Below are 14,806 nucleotides of genomic sequence, written 5' to 3'. Positions count from 1 at the left end.
CCGAATTTTCTCAAGCTAAATTAAGAAGCTGACACCTAGGCGAAGCTGGAGCAGCTTGGTTGCGAAGACTGCCTGCGCCTCCGTGCGGTACCCCTTGACACCGCATCTTGATCCGTTTATTATTGCATCTATTGCTAACTAACGTTCGTTAGTCTGTCTGGGTGATCGATACAAATTAAGGGGAGCGAGCCAAATGACAGCGAACCGATTGAAACAAGCCGCGCTGACGCTGTTCGCGGAATCGGGCTATGAGGGCGTGTCTCTCTCGGAGATTGCCAAGTCTGTCGGCATCAAGACGCCGTCGATTTACGCGCATTTCGATTCCAAGGAGCAGCTCTTTCTTGCACTGCTGGAGGATGCAATTCATGAAGAGTTCGAGAAGTTTACGATGCTGCTTACAGAAACGGAGCATCAGCTGCCCATAGAGCGGTTTTATACGATATTCCGCTTCTTCACCGATTTGGATGGTCTCTCGAAAGGGCAGTCGTTTCTGAAACGAACGATGCTCATGCCGCCTCGCAAGCTGGAGGAGCGGCTGCGAGAGAAGTTTACGGCCTATGAGGATGCGTTTACGGTTGTCTTAATGAAGCTGCTTCATGCGTGCGCGCAGCCAGGCAGGTGCAGCGACGAGCAGGCTGAGCGTCTGCTCGCGCTGTTCTATGCGCTGCTCGACGGATTGCTGGTGGAGCATAAATTGTACGATTCCGCTCGCTATCGAACACGGCAGGCGTTGCTGTGGGATTGGATGCGGGATGCGATGAAACAGGAATACGCGGGAACGAGAGGGTGAGGCATCGTGGCGTGGTTGTATTTGCTGCTCGCGGGGCTGCTTGAAGTCGCATGGGCCTCCGGGCTCCAGGCGTCTGAAGGGTTTACCAAATGGCTGCCGAGCGTTATTACGATTACACTGTTAGCGGTTAGCTTCTTCTGTTTCGCAAGAGCGATGCGCCGGATCGAGGTCGGGACGGCCTATGCCGTCTTTACGGGAATTGGAACGGTGGGCACGGTCATCGTCGGCATCGTGCTGCTGGATGAGCCCGCAAGCGTGTTCAAGCTGTTCTTTATCGCGCTGCTGGTCGGCGGTATCGTGGGCTTGAAGGTGATTTCGGGCAAAGGGGAAGCGGAGCAAGTGGCAGCTAAGCCGGAACAGACATCGGAATAATAAAACCAACATGAAGAACAAGGAGGTGCTCCGCCATGGCGTGGTTATTCTTACTGCTGTCCGGGCTTGGCGAGGTCGGCGGCGTAACCGGGATCAAGCTTTCGAACGGGTTCAAAAATGCCAGGGGTACGCTGCTGGCACTTTGTTCGGGATTCGTCAGCTTCTACTGCTTATCACGATCACTGCAAGAAATTCCGATCAGCACGGCCTATGCCATCTGGACGGGAATCGGTTCCATTGGCAGCGTCCTTCTGGGGATGCTCCTATTCGGCGAATCCAAGGATAAGCGGAAGCTGCTCTTTATCGCGATGATCATCATCGGCGCGGCAGGACTTAAATTTACGAGCGGCGGGCACGGATAAAGGAAGATTCGCGCCGAGCTAGGCCGTGACGAAGCGATAGCGTAAGAAGCGCAGCAACCCAAAAAAACCGTTCCCCGCGGGGCTGGACATGACTCTCCAGCCTTCCGAAGAACGGTTTTTTTGCGAGCGCGAGACGAAGTTTAGGTGCCGCTTCGCGCGCCGCCCATCAAGCCAAGCAGCTCTTCGGCTGGATAGGCGCCGGACAGCGCGTAGCGATTGTTGAAGACGAAGAACGGCACGCCGGTCACGCCGATTTGCTGTGCGCGCTTGAGGTCAGCATCTACGCTTTCCGCGCCCTCACCTTGTTCCAGCCGAGTCCGCGTTGCGGCTCCGTCAAAGCCGAGCCGTTCGGCTATCGCAATAATTTCATGCATTTGCGCGATATCAATGCCTTCTTCGAAATACGCTTTGAACAGCGCCTCAACCGCTGTTTCCCTCGAATCTTCCGGAAGGATTGCAACCAGGCGATGCGCAAGCCGAGTATTTGGCATCCGGCTTATTTTATCAAAATGGAACGTGACGCCGACTGCTGCGCCAGCTCCGGTCAGATGCTCGATGCCGCGTCTCATCGACTCGGGTCCGCCGGCTTTCCTGGTCATGACTTCTTTAAAGCTGCTGCCTTCCTCAGGTAGGTCGGGATCCAATTGATACGCATGGTAGGAGACGGTGACCGGTTCATCATTGATCTGCGCCCATTTCTCGAGTGCTCGGGCCAGGTTTTGCTTGCCGATGCGGCACCAAGGACAAACAACGTCGGAATAGAGGTCAATATGCATCTGATCGCGACAACCTTTCCCTATATAATAGCGGGTCAGCTCGGGCAGGAGCTGTTGTTTCCCAAAACAAAGAACAGTACACTTAACTATATCCATGCTAATGCAGATTTCGGAATCAAGCAAGGGCAGGTTGCGTAAGGCGGAGGTGAAGCACGTGATTGAAATCGGATTATGCGGCTGGGGCGACCATTCGGAGCTATACAGGGAAGCGGGCGGGGCGCGAAACAAGCTGCCCGCTTATGCGCAGTGGTTTCGAACGGTGGAGGTAGACAGCACCTTCTATGCCATTCAAGCACCCCAGCTGATGGAGAAATGGGCGAGCGATACGCCGGCGGATTTTCGCTTCGTCATTAAAGCCTACCAAGGGATGACGGGACATGCCCGCGGCCATAAGCGTCATCAACCCTTCGAGAGCGAAGAGACGATGTTTGCAGCGTTCCTGGAAGCCATTGCACCTATACAGGCGGCAGGCAAGCTGCTTGCGGTGCTGTTCCAATATCCGCCTTGGTTCGCCTGCTCGAAACCGAACGTAGATATACTCCGCACGGCCAAAGCTCGGATGGGCGAAGTGCCCTGCGCACTCGAATTCCGCCATCAGAGCTGGTTCGCAGATGGCATGCGGGAGAAGACGCTTGCTTTCGAACGCCGGGAAGGCTGGATTCATACGGTATGCGACGAACCGCAGGCGGGTGAGGGTTCGATCCCGATCGTGGAGGCGGCAACGAACGACGATTTGACGCTGGTGCGTCTGCATGGACGCAATACGGGCGGCTGGGAATCGGCGGGGCAGCCCAACTGGCGGGACGTGCGCTACCTGTACCGTTACCAGGAAGCGGAGCTGTTGGAATGGGCGGAGCGGCTAGGCCGGCTCACGCGGTTGTCGGAATCGGTATGCGTGCTCTTCAATAACAATTCGAGCGGTCACGATGCGGCCGATAATGCTCTGCAACTGATGGCGATGCTTGGCCAGCTACCGCCGCGCGGCTCCTTCGAGCTCGCTCCGCCCAAGGAGGAACCGGAACAGCTGAGCTTGTTTGAATAAACGATCTGATTTATTTACAAAATAAGAAGACAACCGCCGTTGACAACTTCAACTGTAACTGATATGATTACAGTACAAAGCGGGGTGCCGTTAACCATGAACAGCGAATTCACCATTGCCGTCCACAGTTTAGTTTACTTGGCTTTCTTGCCGGAGCGTATGGCGCCTAGTGAGGCCATCGCCGAGAATGTATCCACTAATCCGGCTCGAATCCGCAAAGTAATGAGCTGCTTGAAACGCGGCGGTTATGTCGATACGCGGGAAGGCGCGGGCGGCGGATATCGGCTGATGCTGGATCCGGCGGACGTCAACCTAGCCGATATTTATCGGCTCATGGCGCAGGGCTCCGTGATTCCGAGCTGGTGCTCAGGCGATCCGGATATGGATTGCGTGGTCGGCTCCAATATGCAGGAAGTTATGGATGGGATTTTCTGCAAGGCGGAGAAGCAGCTCGAAGCTTACTTTGGCGGCATTACGATTTCTGACGTCCTGGGTCAAATCAAGGAATGCGAGCAATGTTAATTGCTTTACGGTGAGACGGGTTTACCCTTCCCATAGCTTCGAATTTATTGTAGAGAGGATGATTTACCATGACACAAGTACTGACAAAAGAAAACTTTAATCAAAGCATCGAGAGCGGCGTAACGCTCGTTGATTTCTGGGCACCATGGTGCGGACCTTGTAAAATGCAGCTTCCAATCGTTGATGAGCTTTCCGGCGAGCTGGCAGGCGCGGCAACAATCGGTAAAATCAACGTAGACGAAGAGCCTGAACTGGCTTCCCAATTCGGCGTAATGTCCATCCCTACGCTGATCATCTTCAAAGACGGCCAACCTGTTGATAAAATGGTTGGTTTGCAGTCCAAAGATGCGTTGAAAAACAAAATCCAAGGACAAATCTAAAAGACCACGGGATAGAATGCCCTCCGGGCGGTACGGGTCTCCATTCGCTGTTGTAGTCGGATTTCTCGATTATAGAAGTGATTTAGCGGTAGAAATTCGTTTACAAAGGCGATCGCTGACGCTATTCCGACTCCGTACCTCCCTTCGGGCAAACCTTCCGTAGACTTTTATTAACAAACACAACAAAAAGAACGGCCCTTTTTCGCAGTGATTGCGATTGGGCCGTTCTTTTTTGCTTTATTTGACTGTCAGTATCGTGAGTTTATACTTTCGTAAGGATTTTGTTCTTTTTCGGTTATGAAGGCTTGATAAGCTGACGATGAAGCTTACAGAGGAATTAAGCATTCGCTCCCGAGGCGCGTTATAATGAGAGCAGGAACTTGTTGCCTGATAGGGAAAGGGGCGGCGTTTTGAACGGAACGATTGTCATTGCCGACGATGAAAATAATATTACGGACGTGTGCCGGCGATATTTGGAGCGGGAAGGCTGCCGGGTGCTGGTCGCGCATGACGGGATGCAAGCGCTTCGCTTATGGGAGCAGCATGCGCCCGATCTGCTCGTTCTGGATCTCATGATGCCGCAGCTGGACGGCTGGCAGGTATGCGAGACGGTGCGCCAGCACAGCGACGTGCCGATTATTATGCTGACGGCGCGCGGCGAGGAGCCGGACCGGCTGCTGGGGCTGACGATGGGCGCCGATGACTACATAACGAAGCCATTCAGTCCGCGGGAGCTCGTGCTGCGCGTCAAGAACATCCTGCGCCGCACGCAGCGGCCCGCAGCCTCCGCCGGAGCGGGAAACGGGCCCGCACATCGCGGCGGCGAAAGCAGCCATGGCCCCGAGTTCGGGGCCGCGCTGCAGTTCGACGGCCTGGCGATCTTCCCCGACGAGCGGCGCGTAGTGGCCTGCGGAACGGAGGCGGAGCTGACGGTCAAGGAATTCGACCTGCTCTTAACGCTGGCGAGCTCGCCGGGCCGCGTCTTCTCCCGCAGCCAGCTGCTCAGCGGGATATGGGATATTGGATTCGAGGGCGACACGACGACGGTGACGGTGCATATCCGCAGGCTGCGGGAGAAAATGGAGCCTGTTCCGTCCGAACCGCGCTGGATTAAGACGGTCTGGGGCATCGGCTACAAATTCGATGCCAAGGGTCAGCCATGAAGCTTCGGGTGTATTTGCTGCTCGCCAACGGGATGAGCATTCTGCTGATCGTCGCTATTCTATTGTTTCTTTACCGTTACATGCTCTTGTCTGAGCGGCAATTTATATGGCTGACGCTGGCATCGCTCGGCGCGGGTCTGTTGTCGGGCCTGCTGCATTTCATGCTCGTGCGGCCTGTGGAAGCGGCCGTTCGGCGAGTAGGCGAAGGATCGGCCCGCATCGCAAGGGGAGACCTTAGCGTGCGCGTGCCGCTAGTAGGGCCTGCCGAGCTGAAGACGCTGGCCGGCCAGTTCAATGAGATGGGCGATCAACTGGAGCAGAGCTTCCGGCAGCTGCAAGCCGTGGAGACGGCAAGGCGCGAGCTCGTAGCGAACATGGCGCATGACCTGCGCACGCCGCTTGCTTCGCTGCAGGCCTATGCCGAGGCGCTGGAGGATGGCATTCTGCAGGATGAACCGACGAAGCGCCGGTACCTGGGCACGATCCGCAGCGAAAGCGTCCGTCTCGGCAAGCTGATTCAGCAGCTGTTCGAAATTTCCACGCTGGACGCGAAGGTGGATGCAGGGGCGCGCGGTGCCGGAACTTCTGGCCAGCACGCCGAGAAGCCCGCGAGTCGTCCGGCCGAAACGGAGCGTGCCGCGGCCTCGGGCCAAGAGGCTTCGCCGGATGCCGACGCTTGCGTGCTGGAAGATGCGCTGGTAGAGGTGCTGCCCCGGTTTGCGCCGTCCATGGAAGCGAAGTCGCTTCGGCTGGATATATCGCTCCCTCAGCAGACCTTGGTTTGCCGAATCGCCCCGCAGTCGCTCGGGCGTGTGCTGCAGAATTTGCTGGAGAACGCTGTTCGCTATTCTCCGCCGGGCGGCGTGCTGCGTATAGAGGCTTACCGCAAGCTGTCCGGTGCTGTCTACGTGGGCATTTCCGATGAAGGCGAAGGCGTGCCGGACGAGGATCGAGAGCGGATATTCGAGCGGTTCTACCGGGTGGACCGGTCGCGGGGCAGCCAGAGCGGAGGAGCAGGCCTTGGCCTCTCCATTGCCAAATCGCTCGTGGAGCAGGCGGGAGGCAGCATCGGCGTTGTTCGCGGCGGCAGCTTGGACGCAGGCGGACAAGACGGCAGCGTCTTCTGGTTCACTGTACCCGGCGTAGATGGGTCGCAGCCGCATGCGGAGGAGCGCGATCGGGCGTAATCGCGGGGATTGCGGCAAGGAAATAGTTAATGAGGAGGACGATGGCATGGCAAAATGGCTGGCTGCGATTCGCAAAGGGTACGGCAAGAAGCTGGCGTCCCTGCATGCATGGAACGGATGGATTGTCGTTATTTTGGCGTTAACGGGACTAGTGCTTTTCCAGGGGCTGTGGCGAGGCATTCTTGGTGAAGGACGCGTCGTAATCCGCTTTCTGCATATCGTGGTCGGAATCGCTTCGCTACTTCCGGTCGTCTATTATTTGCTCCTTGCGGGGAAGCACTGGAAGCAGCTGAGGGGGAAGACCGCGCAGAAGGTCAACGTCGTCATCGTGCTTGCGCTGCTCGTCGGCTGGCTGCTGTCCGGCCTCCTGCTGTGGCAGTTTAAGGCCGCAGGTCCGAGATGGTCGAGCAATGCGCTCTACGTGCATGATCTGCTGACCTGGGTCGGCCTGCCTTATATCATCTACCATTCCCTCACGCGTCTCAAATGGCTTAAGGAGCCGCACCGCCGCACGATCAAGACGGGCGCAGCGGGCGAAGGGCTTCATCCTGCCGCCAAACCGGAGGCTGTATTGTCCCGCAGGGCATTCATCAGGACGGCGATTGGGGCAGGACTCGCCATTGCGGTCGGCCCGTCGTTCCTCCGATGGATCGGCAGCCAGCTGAGCTCGGGAACGAACTACGATCAAGAGGCTGTGTCGGATGCCAATAAGCTGTTTCCGGCGCCGGCGCCTCTTCCGGCGTCCAGTCCGCCGATTGGCGGCGGCAGCAAAGGCTCGTTCCGCATTTATACGGTTACGCCGATTCCGCATTTCGATAACAGCACCTTCTCCTTTACCGTCGACGGTCTCGTGAACAAGAAGCTGCAGTGGAACTGGGAGCAGTTCGTGGCGCTGAAGCGCGAGGTGCAGGTGAGCGATTTTCACTGCGTGACGGGCTGGTCGGTGTACAACAATACATGGGAAGGCATCAAGCTGAAGGATTTCCTGGCGATGGCGGGCGTAAAGCCGGGCGCGAAGACGGTAAAGCTATACTCCGGAGATGGGGTATACACGGACTCGCTGACGCTTGATCAGGCGTCCATGGACGATGTGCTCGTTGCGCTGATGCACGACGGCAAACCGATTCCGAGCGATCTGGGCGGTCCTGTCCGCCTTGTCGTGCCGAAGATGTACACCTACAAATCCGTGAAGTGGCTGAACCGGATTGAACTGATCGACAGCGACCATACCGGATACTGGGAGGAGCGCGGTTACTCCAACGATGCGTGGGTGTAGCGCGGCTTTCGGCAAACGGGTCAGGCTCAAGGAGTAAACCAGCTATTGATTTAATAATGGCGGCGCTAGGGAAGCTACCCTTGCGCCGCCATTTTCTATGCCATCGCACGCGAGACTAACAATTTTCAGCAAAAGCATTGATTATATATATATAATATATTATATTGATATCAGGGTACTGAAACCGCTTGCACTAAAGGTGGAGGATGACCTTCATGACTTACGAAAGACGCCACTGACCAATTGGAAATTTATGTTCCGACGATTGTCGACAACATTTGCAATTTTACCGACAAATTGGAATGAAATTCGTCATATTGGTTGCGGTACACTACCCCGAACGTATAGGAATAAAGGCTGATTTGAGGCGGACCATGCCTCGTGCTGCGCACCAATTGCAATGCCCTTGCTTCAGCGATTACCCGTCAATCTATTCCCAGATAAAATGGCGCTACACTTGGCGCGGACCTCTAAATGATCCTCTACTAAAACAAGAAAGTGAATCAATTATTTACAATAACTATATATAATATATATTTAATATATTATAATTCATAGCAACACAAGCATCTAGATGAGGGAGGAAGGATAACCGTACTGCATACAAATGCGTGAAAGCGCTTTTGCTTTGGCTATATCCTGTAGGAGGTGGAGGAGAAATGACCGCGAAAGTAGCAAGAGGCAAGGTCTTGCCGTCCAAGAAGAACAAGACATGGGCGACTGTATGGAACTTCAGACACATCTATTTATTCATGCTCCCCGCTATCATCTGGTATCTGGTATTTTGCTACTATCCGATGTATGGCATCTTGATTGCGTTCAAGGATTTCAAGTACAACCTCGGGATATTGGGCAGCCCGTGGGAGGGCTTTCGATATTTCAAACAGTTTCTAAGCGATTCCAGCTTCTATTCGGTACTCTATAATACGCTGTCGATCAGCGCCCTTAAGCTGCTGTTCGGATTCCCGGCCCCGCTCATCCTTGCTTTAATGTTGAATGGCGTCATGAGCGGAAAGTTCAAACGGATCTTTCAGACGATTTCCTATCTGCCTCACTTCGTATCCTGGGTCGTTGTCGTGACGCTGATGCAGAAGATCCTTTCTCCAAACGTAGGTCTCATCAATGACATTCGGGATCATATGGGGATGGAGCCGATTTTCTTCATGGGCATGCCGTCGTTATTTTACCCGCTGGTCATCATTTCGGATATTTGGAAAGGCGTAGGCTGGGGGTCGATCATTTATTTGGCCGCCTTGACCAATATCGATCCGCATTTGTATGAAGCAGCGGAAATGGATGGGGCAGGCCGGTGGAGCAAGCTGTTTAAGATTACGCTGCCGACGCTTACGCCTACGATCGGCATCCTGCTGATCTTCTCCCTCAGCGGCGTTCTGAACGCGGGCTTTGACCAAATTTGGCTGATGCAGACGCCTGCTACACTAAGCGTCTCGGAAATATTGGATACGTATGTATTGAAAACAGGTATCCAGCAGGGACAATTCGCTTATTCCACGGCCATCGGCTTGTTCAAGTCGTTCATCTCTCTGATCCTCATCGTGGCCGTTAACAAAGTTTCCAAAAAGGTGAGTGACGTATCGCTATGGTAAACGGGCGGAATTCATGCAATAAACCTAAGGAGGTGCGGGTATGGGCGTGAGAAGACTGTCGGCAGCCGATCGAATTTATTCCACGGTGAACTATACGCTGCTGCTCATATTCTGCCTGACGGCACTCTATCCCTTTATCTATTTTTTGGCGCTGTCATTCAACGACGGCTATGATGCCATGAAGGGCGGCATCTACTTCCTGCCAAGGGTAGGTACGCTTGAGAACTACACCAAGGCATTCAAAAACCCGCATATCATCAATTCGTTTTTTATCTCGGTTTCCCGAACGTTTATCGTGACCGTGGGTTCCGTCATACTGACGGCCTTGCTGGCCTATGGGCTTTCGCGGAAAGGCTTGCCGGGTAGAAGGTATATCGTTTTCTTCTTTTTCTTCACCACGTTGTTCAGCGGAGGGCTTATCCCAACGTTTATCCTGTACCGAGAGCTGCACATTCTGGACACGTACTGGGTGTTGGTCCTGCCGTCGCTGTATAGCTTTTTCAATGCAATCATCATGAAGACATTTTTTGATGGGATTCCCGGAGGCTTGTCGGAATCGGCCCGAATCGACGGCGCAAGCGAGCTGTCGGTATTTGCACGAATCATTCTTCCGCTTTCCATGCCGGTGATGGCTACGATTGCACTGTTTGTCGGTGTAGGTATCTGGAACGACTGGTTTACCGGGCAGTTTTTCATTCAAAACGAAAATCTCCAGCCCGCAGCCACGTTCCTAAACAAAATGATCAGCGAAGCGTCCTTCCAGTCGATGACGGGCTCGAGCAGCGGTTCTTCCATCAAGAACATGAATGAAGCCCAGATGCAGCTGCGGGGCGTCACGCCGGAAGCTCTCCGAATGACGTTCGTTATCATTATTACGGCACCGATCATCTGTGTGTATCCGTTCCTTCAGAAATACTTCGTAAAAGGCGTACTGGTAGGTTCCCTCAAGGAGTAGTCCGAGTATAAGAGGCACAGCCTTTTATATATAAAAAATTAGCAAACGAAAGGGGTTTGTCAAATGCGTAAGAGCAGATTGAAAAGTTCTCTTAGTTTGACACTTGCTATCCCGCTGCTCGCACTGACGGTGACGGCATGCGGCGGAAACGGGGGGAACAACGACCCGGGCTCGACAACTGGTAACACTGGGAATAAAGGGAACACAGCGAACACCGGTAACGCGGGAGACAACGGCTCCGATGCGCTTAAGCCGGTTACGTTATCCTTCCTGAGCGCCTGGAACGGCGGCGGAGCGGGTTTCCCGCAGGATCAGGAGAACAATCCAGTGGCTCAGAAGCTTAGAGAGAAAACCGGCGTAACGTTAAAGCTGGAATCAATTACGACAAGCGAAGTCGAAAAACTGAACACCATCTTCGCTTCCGATACGGTTCCGGACATCGTGAACGCGCCTTTCTGGTCGACGACAGGCGGAGAAGGACAAGTCATCAAGAAAGCTGCACTGGAAGGTCAGCTGCTCGATTTGACCCCTTATCTCGATAAATATCCAAACGTGAAGAAACTGATGACGCAAGGTGTTGCAAAGGACTTCGCTGAATTCGAGTTGAATAGTCCCGATATGGAAGGCAAGCACTATGTCATTCCAATGCAGACGCCGGACGGCACGCCTGAAAGCATCCATAACTGGAACTATGGCCTCTATGCCCGCGGCGATATTCTGAAGGCCTTGAATGTAAATGCGGCTGACATCGACACGCAAGATAAAGTGCTTGATCTGCTGACGAAGATCAAGAACGGCAGTTTCAAGGATATTAGCGGTAAGCCGGTCATTCCTTCCGGCACGATGCACAACGGATGGGACTACAGCCAGTTCCTGTCCGGATGGTCGGATTACAACATTTCCGATTTCCGTCAAGAAGACGGGAAGCTCATCCACTGGACGCAATCCAAGGATCAGGAAGCTCGCCTGCTGTACATGAGAAAGTTGATCTCAAACGGCTTGTTCGATCCCGAGGCATTCAGCAATACCGATACAACGGCTAATGAGAAGCTCGCTACAGGCAAGCTGGCTGTATTCGGCGCTCAAAGCATGATGGGGCAATTGCAAAACACGCTTTATAAAACGAACCCGGAAATGCAGTACGAATTGCTTGGACCGATGAAGAACAAGAGCGGTAACATTGTGACCCAGGTAGAGAAGCCAGGTCGCTCCGGATTCCCGGTTCTCTTCTTGAGCGCGAAGATCAAAGACCCGGATGCGGCGCTGCGTTTAATCGATTATGCTAACAGCGACGAAGGCCGTTTGCTCGCATACTGGGGAATTGAAGGCAAGGATTACACTATGGTGGACGGAAAGCCGCAATGGATTCCGGACATGAAAAAGAAGTTTGACGAGAATACGGACGTAAAACGCGACGAAGGTCTCAACTATCTCTCTGGCAGCTTCCAGGGTGCGTTCTCTTCTGAAGTCACTTGGCCGATTCCGGATGACCAAAAGACGCAGTGGGAGAAATTGGAGGCAAGCTTCTCGAAGAGACTGCCAATTCAAATTATCGACAAGGTCAGCGCGACTTACCTGGAAAGAGATTGGCCGCAATACAATGATTTCCGGGATAAAACAGCAAGCTTGAACTTTGACGAGGAATTCCGCAAAGCTTGCTACGCGAAATCGGATGACGATGCGCTGAAGATTTTGCATGGCATTCAAGACAAGTTTAAAGCTGCAGGCGTAGAGGCAATGGCCCAATATGTATCTGAAAAAGCTGCAGCACGCGATGACATCGGCTGGTAATCATAGGCTCATGAATAAGGTTTAATGCCAATAGACCAAACTGCTGAATCAGCGGTTTGGTCTATTGTGTGTTCAGTGTGCGAATATCGCGATCCCGCGGGCTGCCTATAAATTTGGGTTTGACATTTCCGTTACGTGAAGGTGTAGAGTGAGGTTGTCGGGAGGTGAAGAAATGGAATATACGGTGCAGAAGCTGGGCAGGCTTGCGGGCATCAGCACGAGGACGCTGCGGTTCTACGATGAGATCGGCCTTCTTAAGCCGGCAAGAGTAAATGGATCGGGATACCGAATCTACGGTCAGGCCGAGGTCGACCGGCTCCAGCAGATTCTGTTTTACCGCGAGCTTGGCTTTGGTCTGGACAGCATTGGCGCCATCCTGTCTGACCCGTCCTTCGACGGCGCCAAGGCGCTGCAGCGGCACCGTCAGCAACTTCTCGACAAACGAAACCAACTGGATGCGCTGATTGCGAACGTGGACAAAACGATCGCGTCGGCTGAAGGGAGAATCCGAATGAGCGATAAAGAGAAGTTTGAGGGGTTCAAGCAGCGCATGATCGACGAGAACGAGCAGAAGTACGGCAAGGAAGCGCGGGAGAAGTACGGCGACGACACCATGAACAAGTCGAATGCCAAGCTGAAGAACATGACGCAGGAAGAACACGAACGTCTAACGTTGCTGACACAGGAGGTGACGGATACGCTTGCAGAGGCGTTCAAGACGGGGGATCCAGCGGGTGAACTGGCGCAGAAGGCGGCGGACCTGCACCGGCAGTGGCTCTCGTTCTACTGGCCGCAGTACAGCAAGGAAGCTCACGCAAATCTGGCGCAGATGTACGTGGACGATCCGAGGTTCATGGCGTATTACGATGCCAAGCAGCCGGGTACGGCCGAATTCCTAAGAGACGCCATTCAGATCTACACTGGCTCAGGGCATTAATGCACGAGCGGCCGCTTCAGCGGATAATGCTCAAAAAATGGGGTGTCCCGCATGCCATCGAAGGTTTGCAGGCACCCCTGTTTGTCAGCGAGTCTTCGTGTTTCTTGTTGATTCCGCTCCGCAGTCATCTAACGCGACGCGATGCGGGGACGAATAACGGCGGAAGCTGATTACCGGTCGGTTTTCTTGTTCTTGTTCGCGATGTTCGTGACGGACTTCGCGTCCTCGACGTTATCGTTGACGAAGGCCATGTCCTGATTTTTCGCTTTCATATGGGTCGTGCCTTTGTAGTTGCCTTCATGTGTCTTGTTTTCCATACCGGATACACCTCCTGGGGATGGTCGCACGCATGTAGTATGTTCGGATCGCGGGGGACGCATGCAGGAACAGCGTTTGCGGGCCGATATTCCGCGGGGTTGCCTTTTTTATTTCCCCCCCTTCATGTATAATGTCATGAGATTGTTTAATACGGGAACAGGGGTGTCTTGCAATGGCTTTGAAAGCTGGAATCGTGGGTCTGCCGAACGTGGGCAAATCGACTTTATTTAATGCAATTACGCAAGCGGGCGCGGAGTCCGCGAATTATCCGTTTTGCACGATCGATCCGAACGTAGGCGTCGTCGAAGTGCCGGACGAGCGGCTGGATAAATTGACGGAGCTCGTTGTACCGAACAAAACGGTACCGACGGCATTCGAATTCATCGATATCGCCGGCATCGTGAAGGGCGCGAGCAAGGGCGAAGGCCTTGGCAACAAATTCCTCGCCCACATCCGGGAAGTTGACGCGATCGTGCACGTCGTTCGCTGCTTCCAAGACGACAACATCACGCACGTAACGGGCAAAGTCGATCCCATCGGCGACATCAACACAATCAACCTCGAGCTGATCCTCGCGGACATCGACTCCGTTGACCGCAAAATCGAGCGTTCCCGCAAAAACCTTAAGGGCGGCGACAAGAAGGTCGTGCAAGAGGTGGAAACGCTGGAACGGATCAAAGAAGCGCTCTATAATGATCAGCCTGCGCGCAGCCTGGAACTCTCCGAGGAAGAGAAGGCGATCGTCCGTGATCTTCACCTGCTGACGATGAAGCCTGTGCTGTATGCGGCCAACGTAAGCGAAGGCGAAGCTGCGAACTCCGACGGCAACAGCTTTGTTGATCTCGTTCGCGAATTCGCCAAAGCAGAAGGCGCCGAAGTGGTGCCGATCAGTGCCAAAGTGGAGTCCGAGATTGCCGAGCTGGAGGGCGAGGACAAAGAAATGTTCTTGGCTGAGCTGGGCCTGACGGAATCCGGCTTGAACCGCCTGATCCGCGCAGCTTACAAGCTGCTTGGTCTGTACACGTACTTTACGGCCGGCGTGCAGGAAGTGCGCGCATGGACGATTCGCCAAGGGATGAAGGCTCCGCAGGCAGCCGGCGTCATTCATACGGATTTTGAACGCGGCTTTATTCGCGCGGAAGTGGTTTCCTACGACGACCTGATGGCGGCGGGCTCCATGAATGCGGCCAAAGAGCGCGGACAGCTTCGCCTTGAAGGCAAAGAATATGTGGTGCAGGACGGCGACGTGATGCACTTCCGCTTCAACGTATAGCGATCGGAAAGGAAGGGGACTCGGGCGGCCGGGTCCTCTTCGCCATAGGCTGGCA

16 protein-coding genes are annotated in these 14,806 nt (G+C 54.2%); 14 read left to right on the top strand and 2 right to left on the bottom strand.

Annotation, left to right across the window (positions count from 1 at the left end; translation table 11 throughout):
• The first annotated feature begins 193 nt into the window (after positions 1-193).
• From KXU80_RS17425 to KXU80_RS17415, 3 genes are read left to right on the top strand one after another with little or no spacing between them, the layout of a single operon-like run.
• Positions 194-790, top strand: a complete 597-nt coding sequence (locus tag KXU80_RS17425; protein WP_219834486.1) for a TetR/AcrR family transcriptional regulator — start codon at positions 194-196, stop codon at positions 788-790.
• Between the two features lie 6 nt (positions 791-796).
• Positions 797-1,162 carry a DMT family transporter gene (locus KXU80_RS17420; protein WP_219834485.1) on the top strand — a complete coding sequence of 122 codons (366 nt, stop codon included), beginning with the start codon at positions 797-799 and terminating at the stop codon, positions 1,160-1,162.
• Between the two features lie 35 nt (positions 1,163-1,197).
• A complete protein-coding gene (locus tag KXU80_RS17415; protein WP_219834484.1) occupies positions 1,198-1,524 on the top strand; it encodes a DMT family transporter in 327 nt (108 codons plus the stop codon).
• A gap of 140 nt (positions 1,525-1,664) precedes the next feature.
• On the opposite strand, the gene KXU80_RS17410 is transcribed toward KXU80_RS17415, so the two are convergent.
• A complete protein-coding gene (locus tag KXU80_RS17410; RefSeq protein ID WP_219834483.1) occupies positions 1,665-2,300 on the bottom strand; it encodes a DsbA family oxidoreductase in 636 nt (211 codons plus the stop codon).
• A gap of 154 nt (positions 2,301-2,454) precedes the next feature.
• Here KXU80_RS17410 and KXU80_RS17405 point away from each other — a divergent pair, with 154 nt between their 5' ends.
• The 10 genes from KXU80_RS17405 (at position 2,455) to KXU80_RS17360 (ending at position 13,160) form a co-directional block, all read left to right on the top strand.
• Entirely contained in the window at positions 2,455-3,342 is an 888-nt protein-coding gene (locus KXU80_RS17405) for a DUF72 domain-containing protein (protein ID WP_219834482.1), read from the top strand.
• Positions 3,343-3,438: 96 nt separating this feature from the next.
• Positions 3,439-3,864: an RrF2 family transcriptional regulator gene (locus KXU80_RS17400; RefSeq protein ID WP_219834481.1), complete on the top strand. Its 426-nt coding sequence runs from the start codon at positions 3,439-3,441 to the stop codon at positions 3,862-3,864.
• 68 nt (positions 3,865-3,932) lie between these two features.
• The gene (gene trxA / locus KXU80_RS17395) at positions 3,933-4,244 is read left to right on the top strand and encodes a thioredoxin (protein WP_219834480.1); all 312 of its coding nucleotides are present in this window, start codon (positions 3,933-3,935) and stop codon (positions 4,242-4,244) included.
• A 410-nt stretch (positions 4,245-4,654) separates the two neighbouring features.
• Positions 4,655-5,407, top strand: a complete 753-nt coding sequence (locus KXU80_RS17390; RefSeq protein WP_219834479.1) for a response regulator transcription factor — start codon at positions 4,655-4,657, stop codon at positions 5,405-5,407.
• Positions 5,404-6,594 (top strand): sensor histidine kinase, encoded by a 1,191-nt coding sequence (locus KXU80_RS17385; RefSeq protein ID WP_219834478.1) that lies wholly within the window; start codon positions 5,404-5,406, stop codon positions 6,592-6,594. The genes KXU80_RS17390 and KXU80_RS17385 overlap by 4 nt, the downstream gene beginning before the upstream one ends.
• A gap of 46 nt (positions 6,595-6,640) precedes the next feature.
• Positions 6,641-7,870 carry a molybdopterin-dependent oxidoreductase gene (locus KXU80_RS17380; RefSeq protein ID WP_219834477.1) on the top strand — a complete coding sequence of 410 codons (1,230 nt, stop codon included), beginning with the start codon at positions 6,641-6,643 and terminating at the stop codon, positions 7,868-7,870.
• A 659-nt stretch (positions 7,871-8,529) separates the two neighbouring features.
• Entirely contained in the window at positions 8,530-9,477 is a 948-nt protein-coding gene (locus KXU80_RS17375) for an ABC transporter permease (RefSeq protein ID WP_219834476.1), read from the top strand.
• Between the two features lie 40 nt (positions 9,478-9,517).
• Positions 9,518-10,432 (top strand): carbohydrate ABC transporter permease, encoded by a 915-nt coding sequence (locus KXU80_RS17370; RefSeq protein WP_219834475.1) that lies wholly within the window; start codon positions 9,518-9,520, stop codon positions 10,430-10,432.
• Between the two features lie 63 nt (positions 10,433-10,495).
• Positions 10,496-12,223 (top strand): type 2 periplasmic-binding domain-containing protein, encoded by a 1,728-nt coding sequence (locus KXU80_RS17365; RefSeq protein ID WP_219834474.1) that lies wholly within the window; start codon positions 10,496-10,498, stop codon positions 12,221-12,223.
• A 172-nt stretch (positions 12,224-12,395) separates the two neighbouring features.
• Entirely contained in the window at positions 12,396-13,160 is a 765-nt protein-coding gene (locus KXU80_RS17360; protein ID WP_219834473.1) for a MerR family transcriptional regulator, read from the top strand.
• A gap of 170 nt (positions 13,161-13,330) precedes the next feature.
• Here the strand turns inward: KXU80_RS17360 and KXU80_RS17355 are convergent, their stop codons facing one another.
• A complete protein-coding gene (locus tag KXU80_RS17355) occupies positions 13,331-13,477 on the bottom strand; it encodes a hypothetical protein (RefSeq protein WP_219834472.1) in 147 nt (48 codons plus the stop codon).
• A 173-nt stretch (positions 13,478-13,650) separates the two neighbouring features.
• Between KXU80_RS17355 and ychF the strand changes: the two genes are divergently transcribed.
• Positions 13,651-14,751: a redox-regulated ATPase YchF gene (gene ychF, locus KXU80_RS17350; RefSeq protein ID WP_219834471.1), complete on the top strand. Its 1,101-nt coding sequence runs from the start codon at positions 13,651-13,653 to the stop codon at positions 14,749-14,751.
• Positions 14,752-14,806 lie beyond the last annotated feature (55 nt).

The sequence above is a fragment of the Paenibacillus sp. R14(2021) genome (genome assembly GCF_019431355.1).
Lineage (GTDB): Bacteria > Bacillota > Bacilli > Paenibacillales > Paenibacillaceae > Paenibacillus_Z.
This window is presented reverse-complemented; position numbering and strand designations above follow the sequence as displayed.